The following is a 17,951-nucleotide window of genomic DNA, read 5'->3' as shown; positions in this document are numbered from 1 at the left end:
CTAAGGTATAGCAACTGGATCAGGAATCACCTTTGCCGTTTGGCGCTTCGTTTGCTTGTTGGGAGATGGCCATCTCCCAAGGTTGCGCTGTCGCGCAGAGAACTCGATTTGCAGGCGCTACGCGGACTCTGTGGGAGCGGGCGTGCCCGCGAAGAAGCAAACGCGGTGGCTGGCACCGCGTTGGATTCTTCGCGGCTAAAGCCGCTCCCACAGGGCACGAGGATCGCTTGCGAATTCAGTTATCTGTGCGACAGCGCAGCCCAAAGGGCTGGGCAATCTCCCACAGAACCTCGCTGGCGGCTCAACGCATCCGGTTAAGCACCTGCAGCATCGCCGCCGTCTGCGCATCCGGCATGCCATCGAAGCGCTGCGGGCGGAAACGCATCTGGAACGCGGCGATCACATGGCGGGTGGCAACATCCAGTACCCCGGTTTGCTCGATCGCATAGCCAAACCGGGTCAGCTCCTGCTGATACCAGCCAACGCTCGGCGGGTTGACGCTGAAATAGGCTTGCTGCCGTGCCACGGCATTGGCATCCGGCCAGACACCCAATCCGGCGTCGGCCAGGCGCTTCCACGGGAATAGCGGCCCCGGGTCAAGCTTGCGCAGCGGTGCGATATCGCTGTGGCCAATGATGTGCCGTGGTTCGATATTGTTACGTTTGACGATGTCCTTGAGCAGCGCGATCAGCGATTGGACCTGCGCTTCGCTGTAAGGATGCCAGACCCGGCCATTCGGCGTGTCGGTAAAACCCGGGTTGACGATTTCGATACCGATGGAGGAGGAGTTCAGCCAGGTCCGGCCCTGCCACTGGCTATCACCAGCATGCCAGGCGCGGCGGCTTTCATCCACCAGCTGGTACACCGTCGCCGGGCCGTCACCAATCAGGTAATGGCTGCTCACTTCGCCATGGGTGAGCAACGCCAGGGAACGCTCCAGCGAAGCATTGGTGTAATGCAGGACAACGAACTGGATGCGGTTGTCCTGGTTGACCGAAGGGTGGCTACGGTCGACGCGCAGGCCGGTCGAGCAACCGGCGACAGCCAACAGCAGGAAGGGAATCAGGGTTTTTTTAAGCGTGGAAAGCACGTCAGTGGCCTCAGCGTATGAGCGCTACAGTATAACGTGCTCCCCAAGGGCCGTGCTTGCCGCGAGTCAGCGGCTGCACATCAGCATGAACTCCAGCGCGTTGTCACCGCTTGCGCTTTCAACATCCACCAACTGGGTCATGACGGTCACATGGCTGGTTAGCGGAGCACCGATGACCTTGGCTTGGCCATGCAGTTGCCGCTCATAGCTACTGGCATCGATAGGTGAAGCCACACAGAAACGAGGGTTACCTGACACGGCGGAAGGCTTGAGCAGAATCTTGTACTGGTTGAAGTAGTTGGGCTGTGCCTGCAGTTCGATACTGCTGATCCATTGCGGCGACTGCTGCATCAGCGTGCCATCCGCAGCAATATGCGCTGTCAGGATGGTTTGCTTGGCGTGGGCGCTGGCCTGGAAAGCCAGCCCGATCATGAGCGGCACGTACCATGCTCGAATTTTCATGTTCCGGTTCCTTGTATGGAGCGACGAAGGCCGGCCACCTGCTGGCCAGCCTTGCCAGTTTCGATCCACACGCCACCATTAGCGCGGTAACTATCTACCCCTGCTCGACACGATTGCGCCCCAGTTCCTTGGCCCGGTACAGCGCCGCATCAGCGCGCTTGAGCACCTGGTCGCCGCGCTCGCCGGACCGGAATGCACCCAGGCCGATGGAGGTGGTGATCACCACCCGTTCGCCCTTGAAGTGGAACGGGCACGCCTCGACCGTGGCTCGCAGCACCTCGGCTATCTGGGCAGCGGCGGCCGGCGAGGTCTGCGGCAGTAACAGGACAAACTCCTCGCCGCCAAAACGGGCGATGAAGTCACCGCTGCGCAGGCGCTTGCGCAACTGGTCGGCGACGATCTTCAGTACTTTGTCCCCAGCCAGGTGCCCATAGCTGTCGTTGATACGCTTGAAATGGTCCAGGTCGAGGATCGCCATCGCCAGATGGCCGCCATGTGCCTGCCATTCGAGCATTTCGCGCTCGACCCGCTCGCTCCAGGCCGCTCGGTTGGGCAAGCCGGTGAGGGGATCGAGCAAGGCCTTCTGGCGCTGTTCTTCGAGGTGCTCGCGGTAGCCGAGTGCCTCGTGCTCCATGCTCGCCACCCGCTCCGAAAGCCCTTGCAGGCGCCCAGCCAGCTCCTGCTCGCGGCGATCACGCTCATGCTTGTGCTCGTCCATGGTCACCAACAGGCCTTCCAGGCGGTTTTCCAGGATGTGCTTGAGGCTGTCGACGTCGGCGGCGCCTTGCACACTGCTCTGCAGCCCGTCGACGTGCTCACGCAGCTGGGTATCCAGCTCGCGGGCGGCCGAGCTGTTGTCGGCATGGCCGGCGCTGGCCTCGTGCAGGTGGCTCTGGAAACCTTCCAGGCGTTCGTTGAGCTGCTGCAGATAGGTTTCGAATTCGTGCTGGCCGCTGTCAGTGATTGCCAGCATGAGCACGGCCAGGTCATCCAGCACCGGGATCAGCTCATACCAGTTCAGGCCGCGGGCGACCCGTTCTCGCATCTCGAGCGCCTGGGCCTTGTGTCGCTCCGGCAGGCTGAGGTCATCGAGCAGGCCGATCAGGGTGTGCTCGATGTGCTCGGCAACCTGGCTGTAGGGCGGTTCCACAGCGTAAGGCAGGGCGTAGGTGCCATCTTCGCCGAAGGTTTCTTCGAGTGTTTGTGCCGGTTCTGCTTCAGCCGGAGATTCGCTGGTGACAGCTTCCGGTGCCGGCACATCGTCCGGTAGCGGCTGCGGTAGCGGGGCCGGTGCCAGTTCGGCCGTTTCGATCAGCGCCGGGCCAGGAGCCTCCAGCACGGGCTCCGACGCTACGGGTGCTTCGACAACAGAAGCTGAAGAGGCTGGCAGCGGCTGGAGCGCGTCCACATCGTCGGCCTGCGGGGCATCGACGGCGGCCGGTGCCACCAAGGGCTGCGCCTCGACAACCGGAAGCGCGAGCGGCACAAGCTCTGGCTCGCCTTGCAGATCATCCTCGCGGCTGCCGAACAAGCGCTGCAAGAAGCCGGGCCGGGCGTCCTCAGCCGACTTGCCCAAGGCTGACAGCGCGCGGCCCTGCAAGCCGCTCAACTCGCCCAGCAACGGTGGCAAGTCACGTGACTGGGCCACCCCGCCATCGAGCTTCTTCGCCAGCTTTTTCAACGGCCGCGACACATCGTTTGGCAATGGCAGGCCTTGTAGTTGGCCCACCAGTGCGGCCAGCGCATCGCTGACCTGGTTCATGCGGGCTTCCCGGCGCTGCTCGGAGTCCAGCACCGCCTTCTCAAGACGTGGAATCAACCCTGCAAGGCCGGCGTCCATGTTGTCGCTGCGGATGACCTCGCGCATTTCCTTCATGCACTGGTCCACCACCTTGTCGCTGCCTTCGGCAGCCAGGGTGCTGCGTACCAGGCCGCGACGCAGCAGGTCGAGACGGGCGTCCCAACGGCGCTCGAGCTTTTCCTGCTGCTCGATGCTTTTCAGGTATTTCTCTTTCCAGCGCTCAGCGTCTTCAGTCATGCCCGGGTCCGCAAACGGTGATGGCAATTAGCTCAGGACCGGCAGCGTATCCACAGTCAATGCATCAGGCAATCGAATCTCGACAGCAACGGGAAGGTGGTCGGAAATTGGCTGCGCCAGCACCTCGACACGCTCCAGCGTGAGGCTCGGGCTGAGCAGGATGTGGTCCAGGCACCGCTGTGGGCGCCAACTGGGGAAGGTGGCTTCCACTTGTGGGGCAACCAGGCCGAGGTCGCGCAACGGCGAGTGCTCCAGCAGGTCGGTTGCATGGGTATTCATGTCACCCATCAGCACTTGGTGGCGGTAGCCGCCAATCAGCTCGCGGATGTAGCCCAGCTGCAAGGCGCGGGTCTTGGCTCCCAGGGCCAGGTGCATCATCACCACGATCAGCGCATCTTCACCCTCGCCAAAGCGCACCAGGATCGCACCACGCCCAGACGGGCCGGGCAACGGGTGATCCTCCAGCAGCTGCGGCTTCAGACGGCTGAGCACGCCATTGCTGTGCTGGGCAAAACGCCCGAGGTTGCGGTTGAGTTGCTGGTACCAGTAGGGGAAGGCCCCCAGGTGGGCAAGGTGCTCGACCTGATTGACGTAGCCCGAGCGCAGGCTACCGCCATCGGCCTCCTGCAAGGCCACCAGGTCAAAGTCGCCCAGCAGTTGGCCAATTTTCTGCAGGTTGCCGGCACGCCCGTTGTGCGGCAGCAGGTGCTGCCAGCTGCGGGTCACGTAATGCCGGTAGCGCTCGGTGCTGATGCCCACCTGGATGTTGAAACTGAGCAGCCGCAGGCGACCATCCTCGGGCAGGCCAGGGGCCTGCAGGTGATGCTCGTTGACCTGCGGCTGGTGCAGGCCAATGCCACGCGCGGTTCTGAAGCGGCGCATGGGTTACGCCGCTTACTTAGCGGCGCGCTCCTTGGCGATCAGCTGGTCGGCAACGTTCAGTACGCCTTCCGGCCCGCCGGCAGTACCCAGGTCGAAGCGGTACTTGCCGTTGACCACCATGCTCGGTACGCCGGTGATCTCGTACTTCTTCGCCAGTTCCTTGGCCTGGTTGACCTGACCCTTGATGGCGAACGAGTTGAAGGTGGCGAGGAACTTGTCCTTGTCCACGCCTTGGGTGGCGAGGAAGTCGGCCATGTCCTGCGGGTCGGTCAGGCGCTTGCGCTGGTTTTGAATGGCATCGAACACCGCGGCGTGCACCTTCTGCTCGACGCCCATGGCTTCGAGGGTCAGGAACATCTGGCCGTGCGCGTCCCATGCGCCACCGAACATGGCCGGTACGCGCTTGAAGTTGACGTCCTTCGGCAGTTTTTCGACCCATGGGTTGATGGTCGGCTCGAAGTGGTAGCAGTGTGGGCAGCCGTACCAGAACAGCTCGACCACTTCGATCTTGCCAGGCACGGAAACCGCAACAGGGTTGCTCAGCTCGAGGTATTCCTTGCCGGCGACAGGCTCGGCGGCCTGGACGGCAGTCATACCGAATACGCTGGCAGCGACCAGCGCGGCGCTGAGAATCAGTTTACGCATGCTTTACTCCTGGACAGTCATTGGTCGCCACGACGCGACCTGCACTGAGACAAGCCGCGAAGGGGTCGAGTTCTGTAGTGTAACGGCTGCGGACGGAAAAAAGGGCGGTCCCGCCGCCCTTTAATCATTGGCCTACAACATTAACTGAAAGTTAATACGCCGCCTGTAATGGCCCATCGCCGGCTACCCAAGGCGTCAGTGCAGACCCTGGATGTAGCTGGCCAACGCCTCGATATCGTGGTTGCTCAACTTGCCGGCGATGGTGCGCATGGTCATGGCATCGCCATCGTTGGTGCGGTTGCCTTCGCGGAAGTCGGTAAGCTGCTTGGTCACATACTGCGCGTGCTGCCCGCCCAGGTGCGGGAAGCCGGCCAAGGCGATACCCGCGCCGTTAGGCGAGTGGCAACCGGTGCAGGCAGGCATGCCTTTTTCCAGGTCGCCGCCGTTGAACAGCGCCCGGCCACGTTCGACCAGCTTGGGATCGGCGGCACCCACGCTGCCTTTCTGGCTGGAGAAGTAGGCGGCGATATCGGCCAGGTCCTGGTCGCTGAACGCGGCCAGCATGCCGGTCATCTCCAGCACGGTACGCTTGCCCGACTTGATGTCGTGCAATTGTTTTTCGAGGTAGCGCTGGCCTTGGCCGGCCAGTTTCGGGAAGTTCGGTGCCAGGCTGTTGCCGTCGGGGTTGTGGCAGGCGCCACAGACGGCCGTCTTGGCCTGGCCGGCGGCGGCATCGCCTTTGACGGGTTGCGCAGCAGTGGCCGCACCTGCGACACCCAGGGTCAACAGCAGACTCACGACTAGTTTGTTCATCAGCTAATCCAACACGGCTAAGGGTGAAATGTTATGTATCGGGACTGCCGCTCATCCAAAGGATGACCAAACGGTAGTCCTCGGCACTGCAGTCCATGCACAATCCACGCGGCGGCATAGCCTTGAAACCCTGGGTAACGTGCTTCACCAGTACATCCATGCCTTGCGCCAGCCTTGGCTCCCATGCTGCCCGGTCACCCTGCCTGGGTGCCTGTGGCAACTGCCCGGTGTGACAGGCCGCACACGTGCGGTTGTACAACACCTCGGGATCCTGTGTAGCCTGTGCGCTGAAAAACGGCAGGAACATACCGACAGCAAGCAGCCATTTCGCCATGCGGAACGACCTTCAGGGTTGGGGGCCGCGCTGCGTTCTGTTGCGCGAGCTATTGTTCGACACCCCATGCCCGTTCTCCTTCGCTGGGAGAATGAGCACACAAAAACTGGGGCATTATATACTTCCGCCATCCAAACGGAAACGACACCGCTTGCCAGGCTCGGACCTGAAGAGTCAGGCAACACCCACATCGGATATCCCATGCAAGTCAAGAACCCCATCCTCGGCCTCTGCCAGAAAGCCAAATTCGCCCTCAGCGCTGCCAAGGTCGAACAATGCCCGGACGACCAGGGTTACGAGGTGGCTTTCGCCGGCCGCTCCAACGCCGGCAAATCCAGCGCCCTCAATACCCTGACTCATGCCAGCCTGGCACGCACCTCGAAAACCCCCGGGCGCACCCAGCTGTTGAATTTCTTCAGTCTGGACGATGAACGGCGTTTGGTCGACCTGCCGGGCTACGGTTATGCAAAAGTCCCGATTCCGCTCAAGCAACATTGGCAGAAACACCTGGAAGCCTATTTGGGCAGCCGGGAGTGCCTGCGTGGCGTGATCCTGATGATGGACGTTCGCCACCCGATGACCGACTTCGACAAGATGATGCTCGACTGGGCCAAGGCCAGCAGCATGCCGATGCACATCTTGCTGACCAAGGCCGACAAGCTGACCCACGGCGCGGGCAAGAACACCCTGCTCAAGGTGCAGTCGGAAATCCGCAAGGGCTGGGGCGACGGCGTGACCATCCAGCTGTTCTCGGCGCCCAAGCGCCTGGGCGTGGAAGATGCTTATCGCGTGTTGGCGGACTGGATGGAGCTGGAAGACAAGCCAGTCATTTGAAGGCTTGCTCGTAACCTGTGGGAGCGGGTTTACCCGCGAATGCGGCGGTGCATCCGACATCGCATTCGCGGGTAAACCCGCTCCCACAGGGTTCTCCACTAGCCATAAGTCAAATTCCGGGCAAAAAAAACCCCGGACTTCGTATGGGGAGGGGGAAGTTCGGGGTCCAAGTCCGGACCGCTAGGGCGGGGTCCAGATATCTGCCAACACTTAACACAACATAGGAGCATCGAAAGGCTTCACCAGCCATTCAGTTACTCTGAGTTCCGCTTCACCGGTTTAGTTCCAAAGCCCTGAAAACTATTTGCGATAGTTTCATGAAACCTCAGCACCACTGGCACTGAGCAGTGCCAGGATCCGCATCCCTACGTCACGGATCCTACACAGCTTTGCGCGTCGGATCAGTGAGCTTCGTCCCAATTCGCACCAATTCCTGCCTCGACCAGCAGCGGCACATCCAGTTGCGCGGCCTTGCTCATGTGCAGGCGAATTTCATCTTTAACCTGCTCAACCAAGTCCTCGCGCACTTCAAGTACCAGTTCGTCGTGTACCTGCAGGATCACCCGGGCATCCAGCCCGCTCTCGCTCAGCCAGTTATCCACATTGACCATGGCCCGCTTGATGATGTCGGCCGCAGTGCCCTGCATGGGGGCGTTGATCGCCGTGCGTTCGGCGCCTTTGCGCAGAGCCGGGTTCTTTGCATTGATGTCAGGCAGGTACAAGCGGCGGCCGAACAAGGTTTCAACAAAGCCTTGCTCCGCAGCCTGGGCACGGGTGCGCTCCATATAGGCCAGCACGCCCGGGTAACGGGCGAAGTAGCGGTCGATGTAATCCTGCGACTGTTTGCGGTCGACACCGATCTGCTTGGCCAGGCCAAAGGCGCTCATGCCATAGATCAGGCCGAAGTTGATGGCCTTGGCACTGCGACGCTGGTCGGTGGTGACGTCTTCCAGAGCTACGCCGAATACCTCCGCGGCCGTGGCGCGGTGCACATCCAGGTCGTTACGGAAGGCATGCAGCAAGCCTTCGTCCTTGGCCAGGTGGGCCATGATGCGCAACTCGATCTGCGAGTAGTCCGCCGCCAGCAGCTTGTAGCCCGGGCTGGCGACGAAGGCCTGGCGGATGCGCCGGCCTTCGGCAGTACGGATAGGGATGTTCTGCAGGTTAGGGTCGCTGGACGAAAGCCGGCCGGTGGCCGCAACCGCCTGCTGGTAGGAGGTGTGGATACGCCCGGTGCGCGGGTTGATCTGCCCCGGCAGCTTGTCGGTGTAGGTGCTCTTGAGCTTGCTCAGGCTGCGGTACTGCATCAGTACCTCAGGCAGCGGGTAGCCTTGCTCGGCCAGCTCATCGAGCACTGCTTCTGCCGTGGATGGCTGGCCCTTGGTGGTCTTGCTCAGCACCGGCATGCCCAGTTTGTCGTAGAGAATCGCACCCAGCTGCTTGGGCGAGCCGAGGTTGAACTCCTCACCGGCCAGCTCATAGGCGCGCTGCTCCAGCTCAGCCATCTTCACCCCCAGCTCACCGCTCTGCACCTTCAGCAGCGCGGCATCGACCAGCGCACCCTGGCGCTCGATCCTGGCCAGCACCGGCACCAGCGGCATCTCGATGTCCATCAGTACCGGCTGCACGCTCGGTGTCTGCGCCAGGCGTGCCTGCAGCGCGTGATGCAGGCGCAGGGTGATGTCGGCGTCTTCGGCGGCGTAGGGGCCGGCCTTGTCCAGGTGGATCTGGTTGAAGGTCAGTTGCTTGGCGCCCTTGCCGGCGATGTCCTCGAAGGCGATGGTGGTGTGGTCGAGGTACTTCTGCGCCAGGCTGTCCATGTCGTGACGGGTGGCGGTAGAGTTCAGCACGTACGACTCGAGCATGGTGTCATAGGCCACGCCGCGCATTTCGATGGCGGGTGAGCCGTTGGCGAGGATGTTGATATCGTACTTGGCGTTCTGCCCGACCTTGGCCTTGGCCGGGTCTTCCAGCAGCGGCTTCAGCGCCAGTAGTACGGCTGCGCGGTCCAGCTGAACCGGCGCCCCCTCATAGTCATGGGCCAGCGGCACATAGGCCGCTTCATGCGGCTCGACAGCGAACGACACACCAACCAGTTGCGCCTGCTGGGCGTCCAGGCTGGTGGTTTCGGTGTCGAAGGCGAACAGTGGCGCCTGGCGCAGCTTCTCCAGCCAGAAGTCGAGACGGTCCTGGTCGAGGATGGTTTCATACCTGGGCTCGGCCTTGGCCGCTTGCTCCACGATCGGCGCGATGTCGTCACCGGCCTTGGCCGCGTCACGCTGCACCTCGGCGACCCAGCTCTTGAACTCCATCTCGGTGTACAGCGCCAGCAACGCTTCACGGTCCGGCTCGCCGCACACCAGGGCATCTACTTCGATATCCAGGGGCACATCGACCTTGATGGTAGCCAGCTCATAAGACAGGAACGCGGCGTCGCGGTGCTCTTCCAGCTTGGCCGGCAGGGTCTTGGCGCCGCGAATGGCCAGCGCCGGGACCTTGTCCAGGTTGGCGTACAAGTCGCTGAGGCCACCGCCGATGCCGGTCAGCAAGCCCACTGCGGTTTTTTCGCCCACACCTGGCACGCCGGGAATGTTGTCGACCTTGTCGCCCATCAGGGCCAGGAAATCGATGATGTGTTCCGGGCCGACGCCAAATTTCTCGTGCACGCCAGCTACGTCCAGCACGCTTCCGGTCATGGTGTTGACCAAGGTAATGTGCCCGTCCACCAACTGCGCCATGTCCTTGTCACCGGTCGAGATGATTACCGGCCGGCCCAGGGCTGCACTGCTGCGCGCCAGGGTGCCGATCACGTCATCAGCCTCGACCCCTTCCACGCACAGCAGCGGGTAGCCCAGCGCCTTGACGCTGGCATGCAGCGGCTCGATCTGTACCCGCAGGTCGTCCGGCATGCTCGGGCGGTTGGCCTTGTATTCGGCGAACATGGCATCGCGGAAGGTACCGCCCTTGGCGTCGAACACCACCGCGAACAGGCTGTCGGGGTATTGCTTGCGCAGGCTCTTGAGCATGTTCAGCACCCCCTTCACCGCGCCGGTCGGCATGCCCTTGGAGGTGGTCAGCGGCGGCAGCGCGTGAAAGGCGCGGTACAGGTAGGAGGAACCGTCCACCAGGACGAGGGGCGCTTGGCTCATGAGCAGAATCAACCTTTTCGACGGGTCCGGCGCTAGAATAGCCAGAATCATTGACGACAAAGGGACAAGGTTATCATGCGTACACTCAATCGCCTGTTACTGCTCGGTCTGTTGGCAACCATGCCTGTCGTCACCCTGGCGGCGGACGACGCCCCCTCGGCCGATCCCGAGGTGACCATTCGCACGGAAGGCGACAAAACCATCCAGGAGTACCGGCAGAACGGGTTCCTGTATGCAATCAAGATCACGCCGAAAAACGGCAAGCCTTATTTCCTGGTACGCGCCGATGGCTCTGATGGCAATTTCATTCGATCCGACCAGCCGGACATGCTGATTCCGTCCTGGAAGATCTTCGAGTGGTAATCTGACGCGCACCGTTCACATCAACCCGGCACTTCCCGGCGGAAGTGCCCGTATGGGCAATTCTTCATCATGTCAGTCTTCACCCCCGTGACCCGGCCTGAGCTGGAAACCTTTCTGGCACCGTACGCGCTGGGCCGTCTGCTCGACTTCCAGGGCATCGCCGCCGGCACCGAAAACAGCAATTTCTTCGTCAGCCTCGAACAGGGGGAGTTCGTCCTGACGCTTATCGAGCGCGGGCCCAGCGAGGACATGCCGTTCTTCATCGAGCTGCTGGACACCCTGCACGCGGCCGACATGCCGGTGCCCTATGCGATTCGTGACCGCGACGGCAACGGCCTGCGCGAGCTGTGCGGCAAGCCGGCGCTGCTGCAGCCACGGCTGTCGGGCAAGCACATCAAGGCACCGAACGCCCAGCACTGCGCCCAGGTCGGCGAGCTGCTGGCCCATATTCACCTGGCCACCCGCGAGCACATCATCGAGCGCCGCACCGACCGCGGCCTGGACTGGATGCTGGCCTCGGGTGCCGAGTTGCTGCCGCGCCTCAGCGCCGAGCAAGCCGCGCTGCTGCAGCCGGCGCTGGACGAAATCAGCGCGCACAAGGCTCAGATCCTGGCGCTGCCACGGGCCAACCTGCACGCCGACCTGTTCCGCGACAACGTGATGTTCGAAGGCACACACCTGACCGGTGTGATCGACTTCTACAACGCCTGTTCCGGGCCGATGCTGTATGACATCGCCATCACCGTGAATGACTGGTGCCTGGATGAACACGGCGCGATCGATGTGCCACGCGCCCAGGCGTTGCTGGCAGCCTATGCGGCGCTGCGGCCGTTCACCGCAGCCGAAGCCGAGCTGTGGCCGGAGATGTTGCGGGTAGGCTGCGTGCGCTTCTGGCTGTCGCGCCTGATTGCAGCAGAATCGTTTGCCGGGATGGATGTGATGATCCATGACCCGAGCGAGTTCGAAGTGCGTTTGGCGCAGCGTCAGCAGGTGGCCTTGCACCTGCCGTTTGCCCTCTAGACCGCGTTTGCTTCTTCGCGGGTAAACCCGCTCCCACAGGTATGGTGACAGGCTTGAGATTTGTGCTGTCCCTGTGGGAGCGGGCGTGCCCGCGAAGAGGCCGGCACAGGCTTACAGCTGCTCCAGGCACCCAACCAGGTCGCCACCCAGTTTCTCCAGCAAGCGCTCATAGCCCTTGCCATCCACCGGGTCATTGCCGCCCAGCGCATCCAGCTCGGCCAGACGCACCGGCAAGCCGGCAGTCAAGGTCTCGGCCAGGCGCGGCCGCAACGGCGGCTCGCTGAACACACAGGTCTTGCCCACTTCCTGCAGGCGCTTGCGCATGGCTGCCACGTGCTGCGCGCCGGGCTGCACTTCGGCTGCCACGGTGAACACCCCGGTGTGCTTCAGGCCATACTCGGCCTCGAAATAGTCGAACGCTTCGTGGAACACGAAGTACGGCTTGCCGGCAATCCCGGCCACCCGCGCCTTGATCCGTCCATCCAGCGCGTCCAGGCGTGCGTCGAAGGCCTTGAGATTGCTTTGGTAGCGTGCCGCATTCACCGGATCGACCTGCGCCAGGTCAGCGGCCATTTTCGCTGCAATCACCCGCGCGTTGACCGACGATAGCCACAAATGAGCATCAAGGCTGCCTGGGCGGTGGTCGTGGTCATGGTCGTCGTGGTCTTCCTCTTCATGGGACTGGCTGTCCTCGCCAAAATGGCGCAGCTTCATGCCCGGCAGCGACTGCACGGCCACCGTGGGCTTGCTGCGATTGCTCAGCAACCGTGGCAGAAAGTTCTCCATGTCCGGGCCGATCCAGTACAGCAGGTCGGCGTCCGCCACCCGCCGCACGTCGGACGGGCGCAGCGCATAGTGGTGCGGCGAAGCACCCGGCGGCAGCAATACCTCTGGATTGCCGACACCATCCTGGACGGCGGCGGCGATCTGCTGCAGGGGTTTGATACTGGTCAGCACACGCACGTCAGCCTGGGCGGAAAATGCGATGAAAGCGACAAAAAGGACTAGGAATCGGGACACGGTGAATACTCGAGTCGTCAGAAACAGGTAACATAATAACGTCTCCATCCAGAACCGTCGCTGCCCATGTCCATCACGCCGCTGGCAAACCGTCCTCACGACCATTCCCATTGCGTACACAGCGCACTGGCTGAAGCCGATGCCTTGTGCACCCGCCAGGGCCTGCGCCTGACCGCACTGCGCCGCCGTGTGCTGGAACTGGTGTGGCAAAGCCACAAGCCGCTGGGTGCCTACGACATCCTCGCCGTACTCAGCGAGCAGGACGGCCGCCGCGCTGCACCACCGACGGTGTACCGGGCACTGGACTTCCTGCTGGAAAACGGCCTGGTGCACCGCATCGCCTCGCTCAACGCCTTCATCGGCTGTAGCCACCCCGAGCACGTGCATCAAGGGCAGTTCCTGATCTGCCGGGCCTGCCATGTGGCCATCGAGCTGGAACAGGACAGCATCAGCGAGGCCATCATCAGCAGCGCCAAGGGCGTGGGCTTCACGGTCGAGACCCAGACCGTGGAGGTGGTCGGCCTGTGCAGCAACTGCCGGAGCGCGGCATGAGCGACGCACTGATCCGCCTGGAGCAGGTCGGCGTCACCTTCGGTGGCGAGGCGGTGCTCGACAGCATCGACCTATCGGTCGCACCCGGCCAGATCGTTACCCTGATTGGCCCGAACGGCGCGGGCAAGACTACCCTGGTGCGCGCCGTGCTCGGTCTGCTCAAGCCGCACCGCGGCAGGGTATGGCGCAAGCCGAAACTGCGCATTGGCTACATGCCGCAAAAAATCCAGGTAGATGCCACGCTGCCGCTGTCGGTGCTGCGCTTCTTGCGCCTGGTGCCCGGTGTAGACCGCGCGGCAGCCTTGTCGGCGTTGCAGGAAGTGGGCGCCGAGCAGGTCATCGACAGCCCGATACAGACCATTTCCGGCGGCGAGATGCAGCGCGTGCTGCTGGCCCGCGCCCTGCTGCGCGAACCCCAGTTGCTGGTGCTCGACGAGCCGGTGCAAGGCGTAGACGTGGTCGGCCAGACCGAGCTGTACAACCTCATTACCCGCCTGCGCGACCGCCACGGTTGCGGCGTGCTGATGGTTTCCCACGACCTGCACCTGGTGATGAGTGCAACCGACCAGGTGGTGTGCCTGAACCGCCACGTGTGCTGTTCGGGCCACCCAGAGCAGGTCAGCGGTGACCCGGCATTCGTCGAGCTGTTCGGCCAGACCGCCGCCCCCAGCCTGGCCATCTACCACCACCATCACGACCACAGTCACGACCTGCACGGTTCGGTGGTCGCCCCTGGCACCCATGTTCACGGAGCGCACTGCAAGCATGGCTGATTTTCTTCTCTACGCCTTGCTTGCCGGCTTGTCCCTGGCGCTGGTGGCCGGCCCACTGGGCTCCTTCGTGGTGTGGCGGCGCATGGCCTATTTTGGCGACACCCTGTCCCACGCCGCCCTGCTCGGCGTTGCCCTGGGCTTTGCCCTGGACGTCAGCCCGGCACTGGCGGTAACAGTAGGCTGCCTGTTGCTGGCGATCTTGCTGGTGACCTTGCAGCAACGCCAGCCACTGGCCTCCGACACCCTGCTCGGCATCCTCGCACCCAGTACCTTGTCGCTGGGCCTGGTGGTGCTGAGCTTCATGCACGATGTGCGCATCGACCTGATGGCCTATCTGTTCGGCGATCTGTTGGCCATCAGCACCACCGACCTGGCCTGGATAATTGGCGGCAGCGTGCTGGTGTTGCTGCTGCTCGCTGCGTTGTGGCGGCCGTTGCTGGCAGTCACCGTGCACGAAGAGTTGGCAATGGTCGAAGGCCTGCCGGTGGCCGGGCTGCGCATGGCGCTGATGCTGCTGATCGCGGTGGTGATTGCCGTGGCCATGAAGATCGTCGGCGTGCTGCTGATCACCTCGCTGCTGATCATTCCTGCCGCTGCGGCGCAACGTCACGCCCGCTCTCCCGAGCAGATGGCCCTGGGCGCCAGCCTGCTGGGCGTGACCGCGGTATGCGGCGGCCTGGCCATGTCCTGGTTCAAGGACACCCCCGCCGGCCCGTCGATCGTGGTCTGCGCGGCAGTGCTATTCTTGCTGAGCCTGGCCCTGCCGAAACGCTGAAAAACAGGGCGCGTGAAGGCGCGCCCTGCAACCTTTTCGCACGTAAAGGGTCTGTAAGACTTGTTTTCGAGCGTGCGCACCTGGGTGTAGACTTGCTCGCTTTTTGCGCAAATAGAGAGTCGCAGGAATGAAGCCGTTCGCCTCCCGTTATCTGCTTGTTGCCGCGTTTTCCCTGTTCCTGGCTGCGTGTTCCAACGCGCCGGTCGAACAGGCCACCGCACCTGCTCAAGCCGATGCCTGGCAGCAGTTGCAACAAAACATCGCCAGCAACGAGCTGGCCACCGCCGAAGACCAGCTGGCTGCCCTGCAGGGCCAGGCGCCGGATGACGCGCGCCTGGAGCAATACCAGCGCCAGCTTGCCGAAGCCTACCTGCAACGTAGCCAGATCTTCCTGCAGAAGGGTGATGTGAACGCTGCTGCAACCGCCCTGGCCCGTGCCCGCGCGCTGATGCCACAGGCCCCGGCGGTGACTGGTGGCGACGCCGTGACCCAGGCGCGCAAGGCCGAGCTGGAAAAGGCTGAAGCGGCGTTGAAAGCGGCCGAGGCCAAGCCCAAGGCGCGCATCATCGACCCGGCTGCACCGAGCACCGTCGTGGCCTTGAAGACCACCGATAGCCGCGCCATGCGGCGCCAGCTGGATGACATTGCCGCCGATGTAGTGAGCTATCAATGCGATGTTGTGTTCCAGGTGCCGCGCACCGAGGATGCGCCTTGGCTGAAGACCTTGCTGGAGAAGCGCGTGCGCAAGATCGACAGCGGGTTCGAGCTGAAGCAGAAGCATGAAATCCAGCGGTCGCTGCCGGCGCAGGTAGTTCTGGTTCCGCATCAGCGTTAAGAATCTGGGGGCGCTGCGCGCCCCTTTCGCGACACAAGGCCGCTCCTACAAGGGAATGCGATCTCCTGCAGGAGGGGCCTTGTGTCGCGATGGGCTGCAAAGCAGCCCCTTAGGCCGGCACAGCCTCCGCAGCCGCCTCCCGCTCCCACACCCGATGCCCCTCTACCGCTTTGACGAAGGCATCCACGGTCTTCTGCTCATCTCCCAGCAGCAACCCCTTGTCTTCTTTCAGCCCCAGGCTGCCCAAAAGCTCTTTGGTCAACACCATCGCTTTCAGGTGCTTGTAGCCCTCCAGCAGGAAATGCCTGGCCAACCCGCTGGCCGCCAGCGCATCGGTCGACGCCTTGCCACCCGGCACGACAATTCCGTCGAACATGATCGATGGCATCCCCTCCATGGAAGCATCCACCGGCAGTTGCTTGCCGTCCGCAGCCTTCACCGGTGCTGAGGTTGGCCCCAGAACCAATGGCCGGGCACTGTGTGCTTCCAGGGCCTTGACCAACTTGTCCACGCTGGCAGCGTCTACGCCATCTGCCACCAGCACGGCAATCTTGCGCCCCTTGATGCCCACCGAACCAGGGTGGTTCATCTGGCTGAGGGCAGGCGACTGCGCAAGCTGGCTACCCTTCACTTGCACTGTGCCCGCGCTCGGCGCTGGCAAGCCCAGGTTGGCAGCCACCGCAGCCGCCAGCTTCAGGTCGATGTTGGCAAGAATTTCATTCACTTCCCGAGCACGGATCGTCTCCCGCTCCACCTTGCCCAATTCAAAGCTGTAAGCCTTGATGATGTGCTGCTGCTCGGTCGGGCTCATGCTCTGGAAGAACAACCGCGCTTGCGAGAAATGGTCGCCGAACGACTCGCTGCGCTGGCGGATCTTGTGCGCATCGATACGCTCCTGGTAACTCTCGAAGCCGCCATCCTGCGCGGCAGGTGGCGTTTCCTTCGGCCAGCCGCCGTCGATGGAATTGGGCTCGTAGGATGCACGGCCCCTGTGCACCACATGCTGATGCAGGGCGTCGCGCTGGTTGTTGTGGTTGGGCGCGACGGGGCGGTTGATCGGGATCTGGTGGAAGTTTGGCCCGCCCAGGCGGCTAAGCTGCGTGTCGGTGTAGGAGAACAGCCGGCCCTGCAGCAAAGGGTCGTTGGTAAAGTCGATGCCAGGCACGATATGACCCGGGCAGAACGCCACCTGTTCTACTTCGGCAAAGAAGTTGTCCGGGTTGCGATTCAGGACCATCTTGCCCAAAGGTGTAACCGGCACCAGCTCTTCCGGGATTATCTTGGTCGGGTCCAGCAGGTCGAAATCGAATTTGTGCTCGTCGGCTTCCGGCACGATCTGCACGCCCAGTTCCCACTCCGGGTAATCGCCGGTCTCGATAGCCTCCCACAAGTCGCGACGCTGGAAGTCAGCGTCCTTGCCTGCCAGTTTCTGCGCTTCGTCCCATAGCAGGGAGTGCACACCCTGGCGTGGTTTCCAGTGGAATTTGACGAAGCTGGCTACGCCCTGGGCGTTGATCAGGCGGAAGGTATGCACCCCGAACCCTTCCATCATCCGCAAGCTGCGCGGGATCGCACGGTCCGACATCGCCCACATCACCATATGAGCCGACTCCGGTACCAGCGAGACGAAATCCCAAAAGGTGTCATGGGCCGAGGCGCCGGTCGGGATCTCGTTGTGCGGCTCCGGCTTTACGGCGTGAACGAAATCCGGGAATTTGATCGCATCCTGAATGAAGAACACCGGCATGTTGTTGCCCACCAGGTCGAAGTTGCCTTCGTCGGTGTAGAACTTGACCGCAAAACCCCTCACGTCACGCACGGTGTCGGCAGAGCCGCGCGGGCCCTGTACCGTGGAAAACCGCACAAAGACGGGCGTGACTTTTTCCGGGTCCTGCAGGAAGCCAGCCTTGGTCAGCTCGGCGTGGTTGCCGTAGCTCTGGAAGAAACCATGCGCCCCGGTCCCTCGCGCATGCACGATGCGCTCAGGGATGCGCTCGTGGTCAAAGTGCGTGATCTTCTCGCGCATGATGAAATCTTCGAGCAGCGAGGGGCCTCGATCACCGGCCTTCAGCGTGTTCTGGTTGTCAGCGATGCGCACCCCCTGGTTGGTACGCAGCGCCCGGCCCGTGGCATCGCTGCGGTCAGCCTCCAGGCTCTGCAACTTGGCGTTGGTATTGGCCCGGTCCGGGGTCTGGGTGCCAGCGGCCTCGCTGTGCTTTGGCGCATCCGTGTTCTTGCTGGGCATGGTCGGCTCTCCTCATCACTCTACAGGCGTGCCCGTTCGGGCTTGTTCAGGTAGTGACCGGAGCGCTTTGCCGAGCGTTCAATCAGAATTACCGGTTGTCGCCATATGCCCGAAGGATTGG

16 protein-coding genes and 1 pseudogene are annotated in these 17,951 nt (G+C 62.7%); 7 read left to right on the top strand and 10 right to left on the bottom strand.

Annotated features, from left to right (window positions below):
- Window positions 1-301: 301 nt before the first annotated feature.
- The 7 genes and pseudogenes from R9B85_RS13040 to R9B85_RS13010 all read right to left on the bottom strand — a co-directional run bounded on the left by R9B85_RS13040 (window position 302) and on the right by R9B85_RS13010 (window position 6,264).
- Window positions 302-1,090 (bottom strand): N-acetylmuramoyl-L-alanine amidase, encoded by a 789-nt coding sequence (locus tag R9B85_RS13040; protein ID WP_423770278.1) that lies wholly within the window; start codon window positions 1,088-1,090, stop codon window positions 302-304.
- Window positions 1,091-1,156: 66 nt separating this feature from the next.
- Window positions 1,157-1,552, bottom strand: coding sequence for a hypothetical protein (locus R9B85_RS13035; protein WP_112251732.1), 396 nt, complete (start codon window positions 1,550-1,552; stop codon window positions 1,157-1,159).
- A gap of 94 nt (window positions 1,553-1,646) precedes the next feature.
- A complete protein-coding gene (locus R9B85_RS13030) occupies window positions 1,647-3,590 on the bottom strand; it encodes a GGDEF domain-containing protein (RefSeq protein WP_112251731.1) in 1,944 nt (647 codons plus the stop codon).
- Between the two features lie 27 nt (window positions 3,591-3,617).
- Window positions 3,618-4,450, bottom strand: a pseudogene (locus tag R9B85_RS13025) (endonuclease/exonuclease/phosphatase family protein).
- A 34-nt stretch (window positions 4,451-4,484) separates the two neighbouring features.
- On the bottom strand, window positions 4,485-5,117 hold the full coding sequence (dsbA, locus tag R9B85_RS13020) for a thiol:disulfide interchange protein DsbA (RefSeq protein WP_112251729.1): 633 nt from the start codon (window positions 5,115-5,117) through the stop codon (window positions 4,485-4,487).
- A gap of 195 nt (window positions 5,118-5,312) precedes the next feature.
- Window positions 5,313-5,930 carry a c-type cytochrome gene (locus tag R9B85_RS13015; protein ID WP_003256951.1) on the bottom strand — a complete coding sequence of 206 codons (618 nt, stop codon included), beginning with the start codon at window positions 5,928-5,930 and terminating at the stop codon, window positions 5,313-5,315.
- Between the two features lie 31 nt (window positions 5,931-5,961).
- Window positions 5,962-6,264 (bottom strand): c-type cytochrome, encoded by a 303-nt coding sequence (locus R9B85_RS13010; protein WP_015268479.1) that lies wholly within the window; start codon window positions 6,262-6,264, stop codon window positions 5,962-5,964.
- A gap of 201 nt (window positions 6,265-6,465) precedes the next feature.
- Between R9B85_RS13010 and yihA the strand changes: the two genes are divergently transcribed.
- The gene (gene yihA / locus R9B85_RS13005) at window positions 6,466-7,098 is read left to right on the top strand and encodes a ribosome biogenesis GTP-binding protein YihA/YsxC (RefSeq protein ID WP_003252993.1); all 633 of its coding nucleotides are present in this window, start codon (window positions 6,466-6,468) and stop codon (window positions 7,096-7,098) included.
- A 401-nt stretch (window positions 7,099-7,499) separates the two neighbouring features.
- Here the strand turns inward: yihA and polA are convergent, their stop codons facing one another.
- Window positions 7,500-10,247, bottom strand: a complete 2,748-nt coding sequence (gene polA / locus R9B85_RS13000; RefSeq protein WP_207878743.1) for a DNA polymerase I — start codon at window positions 10,245-10,247, stop codon at window positions 7,500-7,502.
- A gap of 75 nt (window positions 10,248-10,322) precedes the next feature.
- Between polA and R9B85_RS12995 the strand changes: the two genes are divergently transcribed.
- Together R9B85_RS12995 and R9B85_RS12990 are read left to right on the top strand one after the other, a co-directional pair.
- Window positions 10,323-10,610, top strand: a complete 288-nt coding sequence (locus tag R9B85_RS12995) for a DUF2782 domain-containing protein (RefSeq protein ID WP_013970316.1) — start codon at window positions 10,323-10,325, stop codon at window positions 10,608-10,610.
- Window positions 10,611-10,679: 69 nt separating this feature from the next.
- The gene (locus R9B85_RS12990) at window positions 10,680-11,630 is read left to right on the top strand and encodes a homoserine kinase (RefSeq protein ID WP_112251726.1); all 951 of its coding nucleotides are present in this window, start codon (window positions 10,680-10,682) and stop codon (window positions 11,628-11,630) included.
- 111 nt (window positions 11,631-11,741) lie between these two features.
- Here R9B85_RS12990 and R9B85_RS12985 read toward each other — a convergent pair whose 3' ends face one another.
- The gene (locus tag R9B85_RS12985) at window positions 11,742-12,698 is read right to left on the bottom strand and encodes a zinc ABC transporter substrate-binding protein (RefSeq protein ID WP_207878744.1); all 957 of its coding nucleotides are present in this window, start codon (window positions 12,696-12,698) and stop codon (window positions 11,742-11,744) included.
- Between the two features lie 18 nt (window positions 12,699-12,716).
- Between R9B85_RS12985 and zur the strand changes: the two genes are divergently transcribed.
- From zur to R9B85_RS12965, 4 genes are all read left to right on the top strand, one after another.
- The gene (zur, locus tag R9B85_RS12980) at window positions 12,717-13,202 is read left to right on the top strand and encodes a zinc uptake transcriptional repressor Zur (RefSeq protein ID WP_112251724.1); all 486 of its coding nucleotides are present in this window, start codon (window positions 12,717-12,719) and stop codon (window positions 13,200-13,202) included.
- The gene (gene znuC, locus R9B85_RS12975; RefSeq protein WP_133969843.1) at window positions 13,199-13,975 is read left to right on the top strand and encodes a zinc ABC transporter ATP-binding protein ZnuC; all 777 of its coding nucleotides are present in this window, start codon (window positions 13,199-13,201) and stop codon (window positions 13,973-13,975) included. Before zur ends, znuC begins: the two co-directional genes overlap by 4 nt.
- A complete protein-coding gene (gene znuB, locus R9B85_RS12970) occupies window positions 13,968-14,750 on the top strand; it encodes a zinc ABC transporter permease subunit ZnuB (protein ID WP_112251722.1) in 783 nt (260 codons plus the stop codon). The genes znuC and znuB overlap by 8 nt, the downstream gene beginning before the upstream one ends.
- Window positions 14,751-14,877: 127 nt before the next feature.
- Window positions 14,878-15,585, top strand: coding sequence for a PA5502 family lipoprotein (locus R9B85_RS12965; RefSeq protein WP_112251721.1), 708 nt, complete (start codon window positions 14,878-14,880; stop codon window positions 15,583-15,585).
- Between the two features lie 109 nt (window positions 15,586-15,694).
- Here R9B85_RS12965 and katE read toward each other — a convergent pair whose 3' ends face one another.
- Entirely contained in the window at window positions 15,695-17,830 is a 2,136-nt protein-coding gene (gene katE, locus R9B85_RS12960) for a catalase HPII (RefSeq protein ID WP_207878746.1), read from the bottom strand.
- Window positions 17,831-17,951: the final 121 nt, after the last annotated feature.

The sequence above is a fragment of the Pseudomonas sp. NLJ1 genome (assembly GCF_049486705.1).
GTDB classification, from domain to species: domain Bacteria; phylum Pseudomonadota; class Gammaproteobacteria; order Pseudomonadales; family Pseudomonadaceae; genus Aquipseudomonas; species Aquipseudomonas inefficax.
Note: the sequence above shows the minus strand (reverse complement) of the source record. Positions and strands in the feature narration are given on the sequence as shown.

What these genes read in the sequence shown, in the direction of transcription:
- R9B85_RS13035 (WP_112251732.1), bottom strand. Translation starts at nt 1,552, where the DNA reads ATGAAAATTCGAGCATGGTACGTGCCGCTCATGATCGGGCTGGCTTTC.
- R9B85_RS13030 (WP_112251731.1), bottom strand. Translation starts at nt 3,590, where the DNA reads ATGACTGAAGACGCTGAGCGCTGGAAAGAGAAATACCTGAAAAGCATC.
- dsbA (WP_112251729.1), bottom strand. Translation starts at nt 5,117, where the DNA reads ATGCGTAAACTGATTCTCAGCGCCGCGCTGGTCGCTGCCAGCGTATTC.
- R9B85_RS13015 (WP_003256951.1), bottom strand. Translation starts at nt 5,930, where the DNA reads ATGAACAAACTAGTCGTGAGTCTGCTGTTGACCCTGGGTGTCGCAGGT.
- R9B85_RS13010 (WP_015268479.1), bottom strand. Translation starts at nt 6,264, where the DNA reads ATGGCGAAATGGCTGCTTGCTGTCGGTATGTTCCTGCCGTTTTTCAGC.
- yihA (WP_003252993.1), top strand. Translation starts at nt 6,466, where the DNA reads ATGCAAGTCAAGAACCCCATCCTCGGCCTCTGCCAGAAAGCCAAATTC.
- polA (WP_207878743.1), bottom strand. Translation starts at nt 10,247, where the DNA reads ATGAGCCAAGCGCCCCTCGTCCTGGTGGACGGTTCCTCCTACCTGTAC.
- R9B85_RS12995 (WP_013970316.1), top strand. Translation starts at nt 10,323, where the DNA reads ATGCGTACACTCAATCGCCTGTTACTGCTCGGTCTGTTGGCAACCATG.
- R9B85_RS12990 (WP_112251726.1), top strand. Translation starts at nt 10,680, where the DNA reads ATGTCAGTCTTCACCCCCGTGACCCGGCCTGAGCTGGAAACCTTTCTG.
- R9B85_RS12985 (WP_207878744.1), bottom strand. Translation starts at nt 12,698, where the DNA reads ATGGAGACGTTATTATGTTACCTGTTTCTGACGACTCGAGTATTCACC.
- zur (WP_112251724.1), top strand. Translation starts at nt 12,717, where the DNA reads ATGTCCATCACGCCGCTGGCAAACCGTCCTCACGACCATTCCCATTGC.
- znuC (WP_133969843.1), top strand. Translation starts at nt 13,199, where the DNA reads ATGAGCGACGCACTGATCCGCCTGGAGCAGGTCGGCGTCACCTTCGGT.
- znuB (WP_112251722.1), top strand. Translation starts at nt 13,968, where the DNA reads ATGGCTGATTTTCTTCTCTACGCCTTGCTTGCCGGCTTGTCCCTGGCG.
- R9B85_RS12965 (WP_112251721.1), top strand. Translation starts at nt 14,878, where the DNA reads ATGAAGCCGTTCGCCTCCCGTTATCTGCTTGTTGCCGCGTTTTCCCTG.
- katE (WP_207878746.1), bottom strand. Translation starts at nt 17,830, where the DNA reads ATGCCCAGCAAGAACACGGATGCGCCAAAGCACAGCGAGGCCGCTGGC.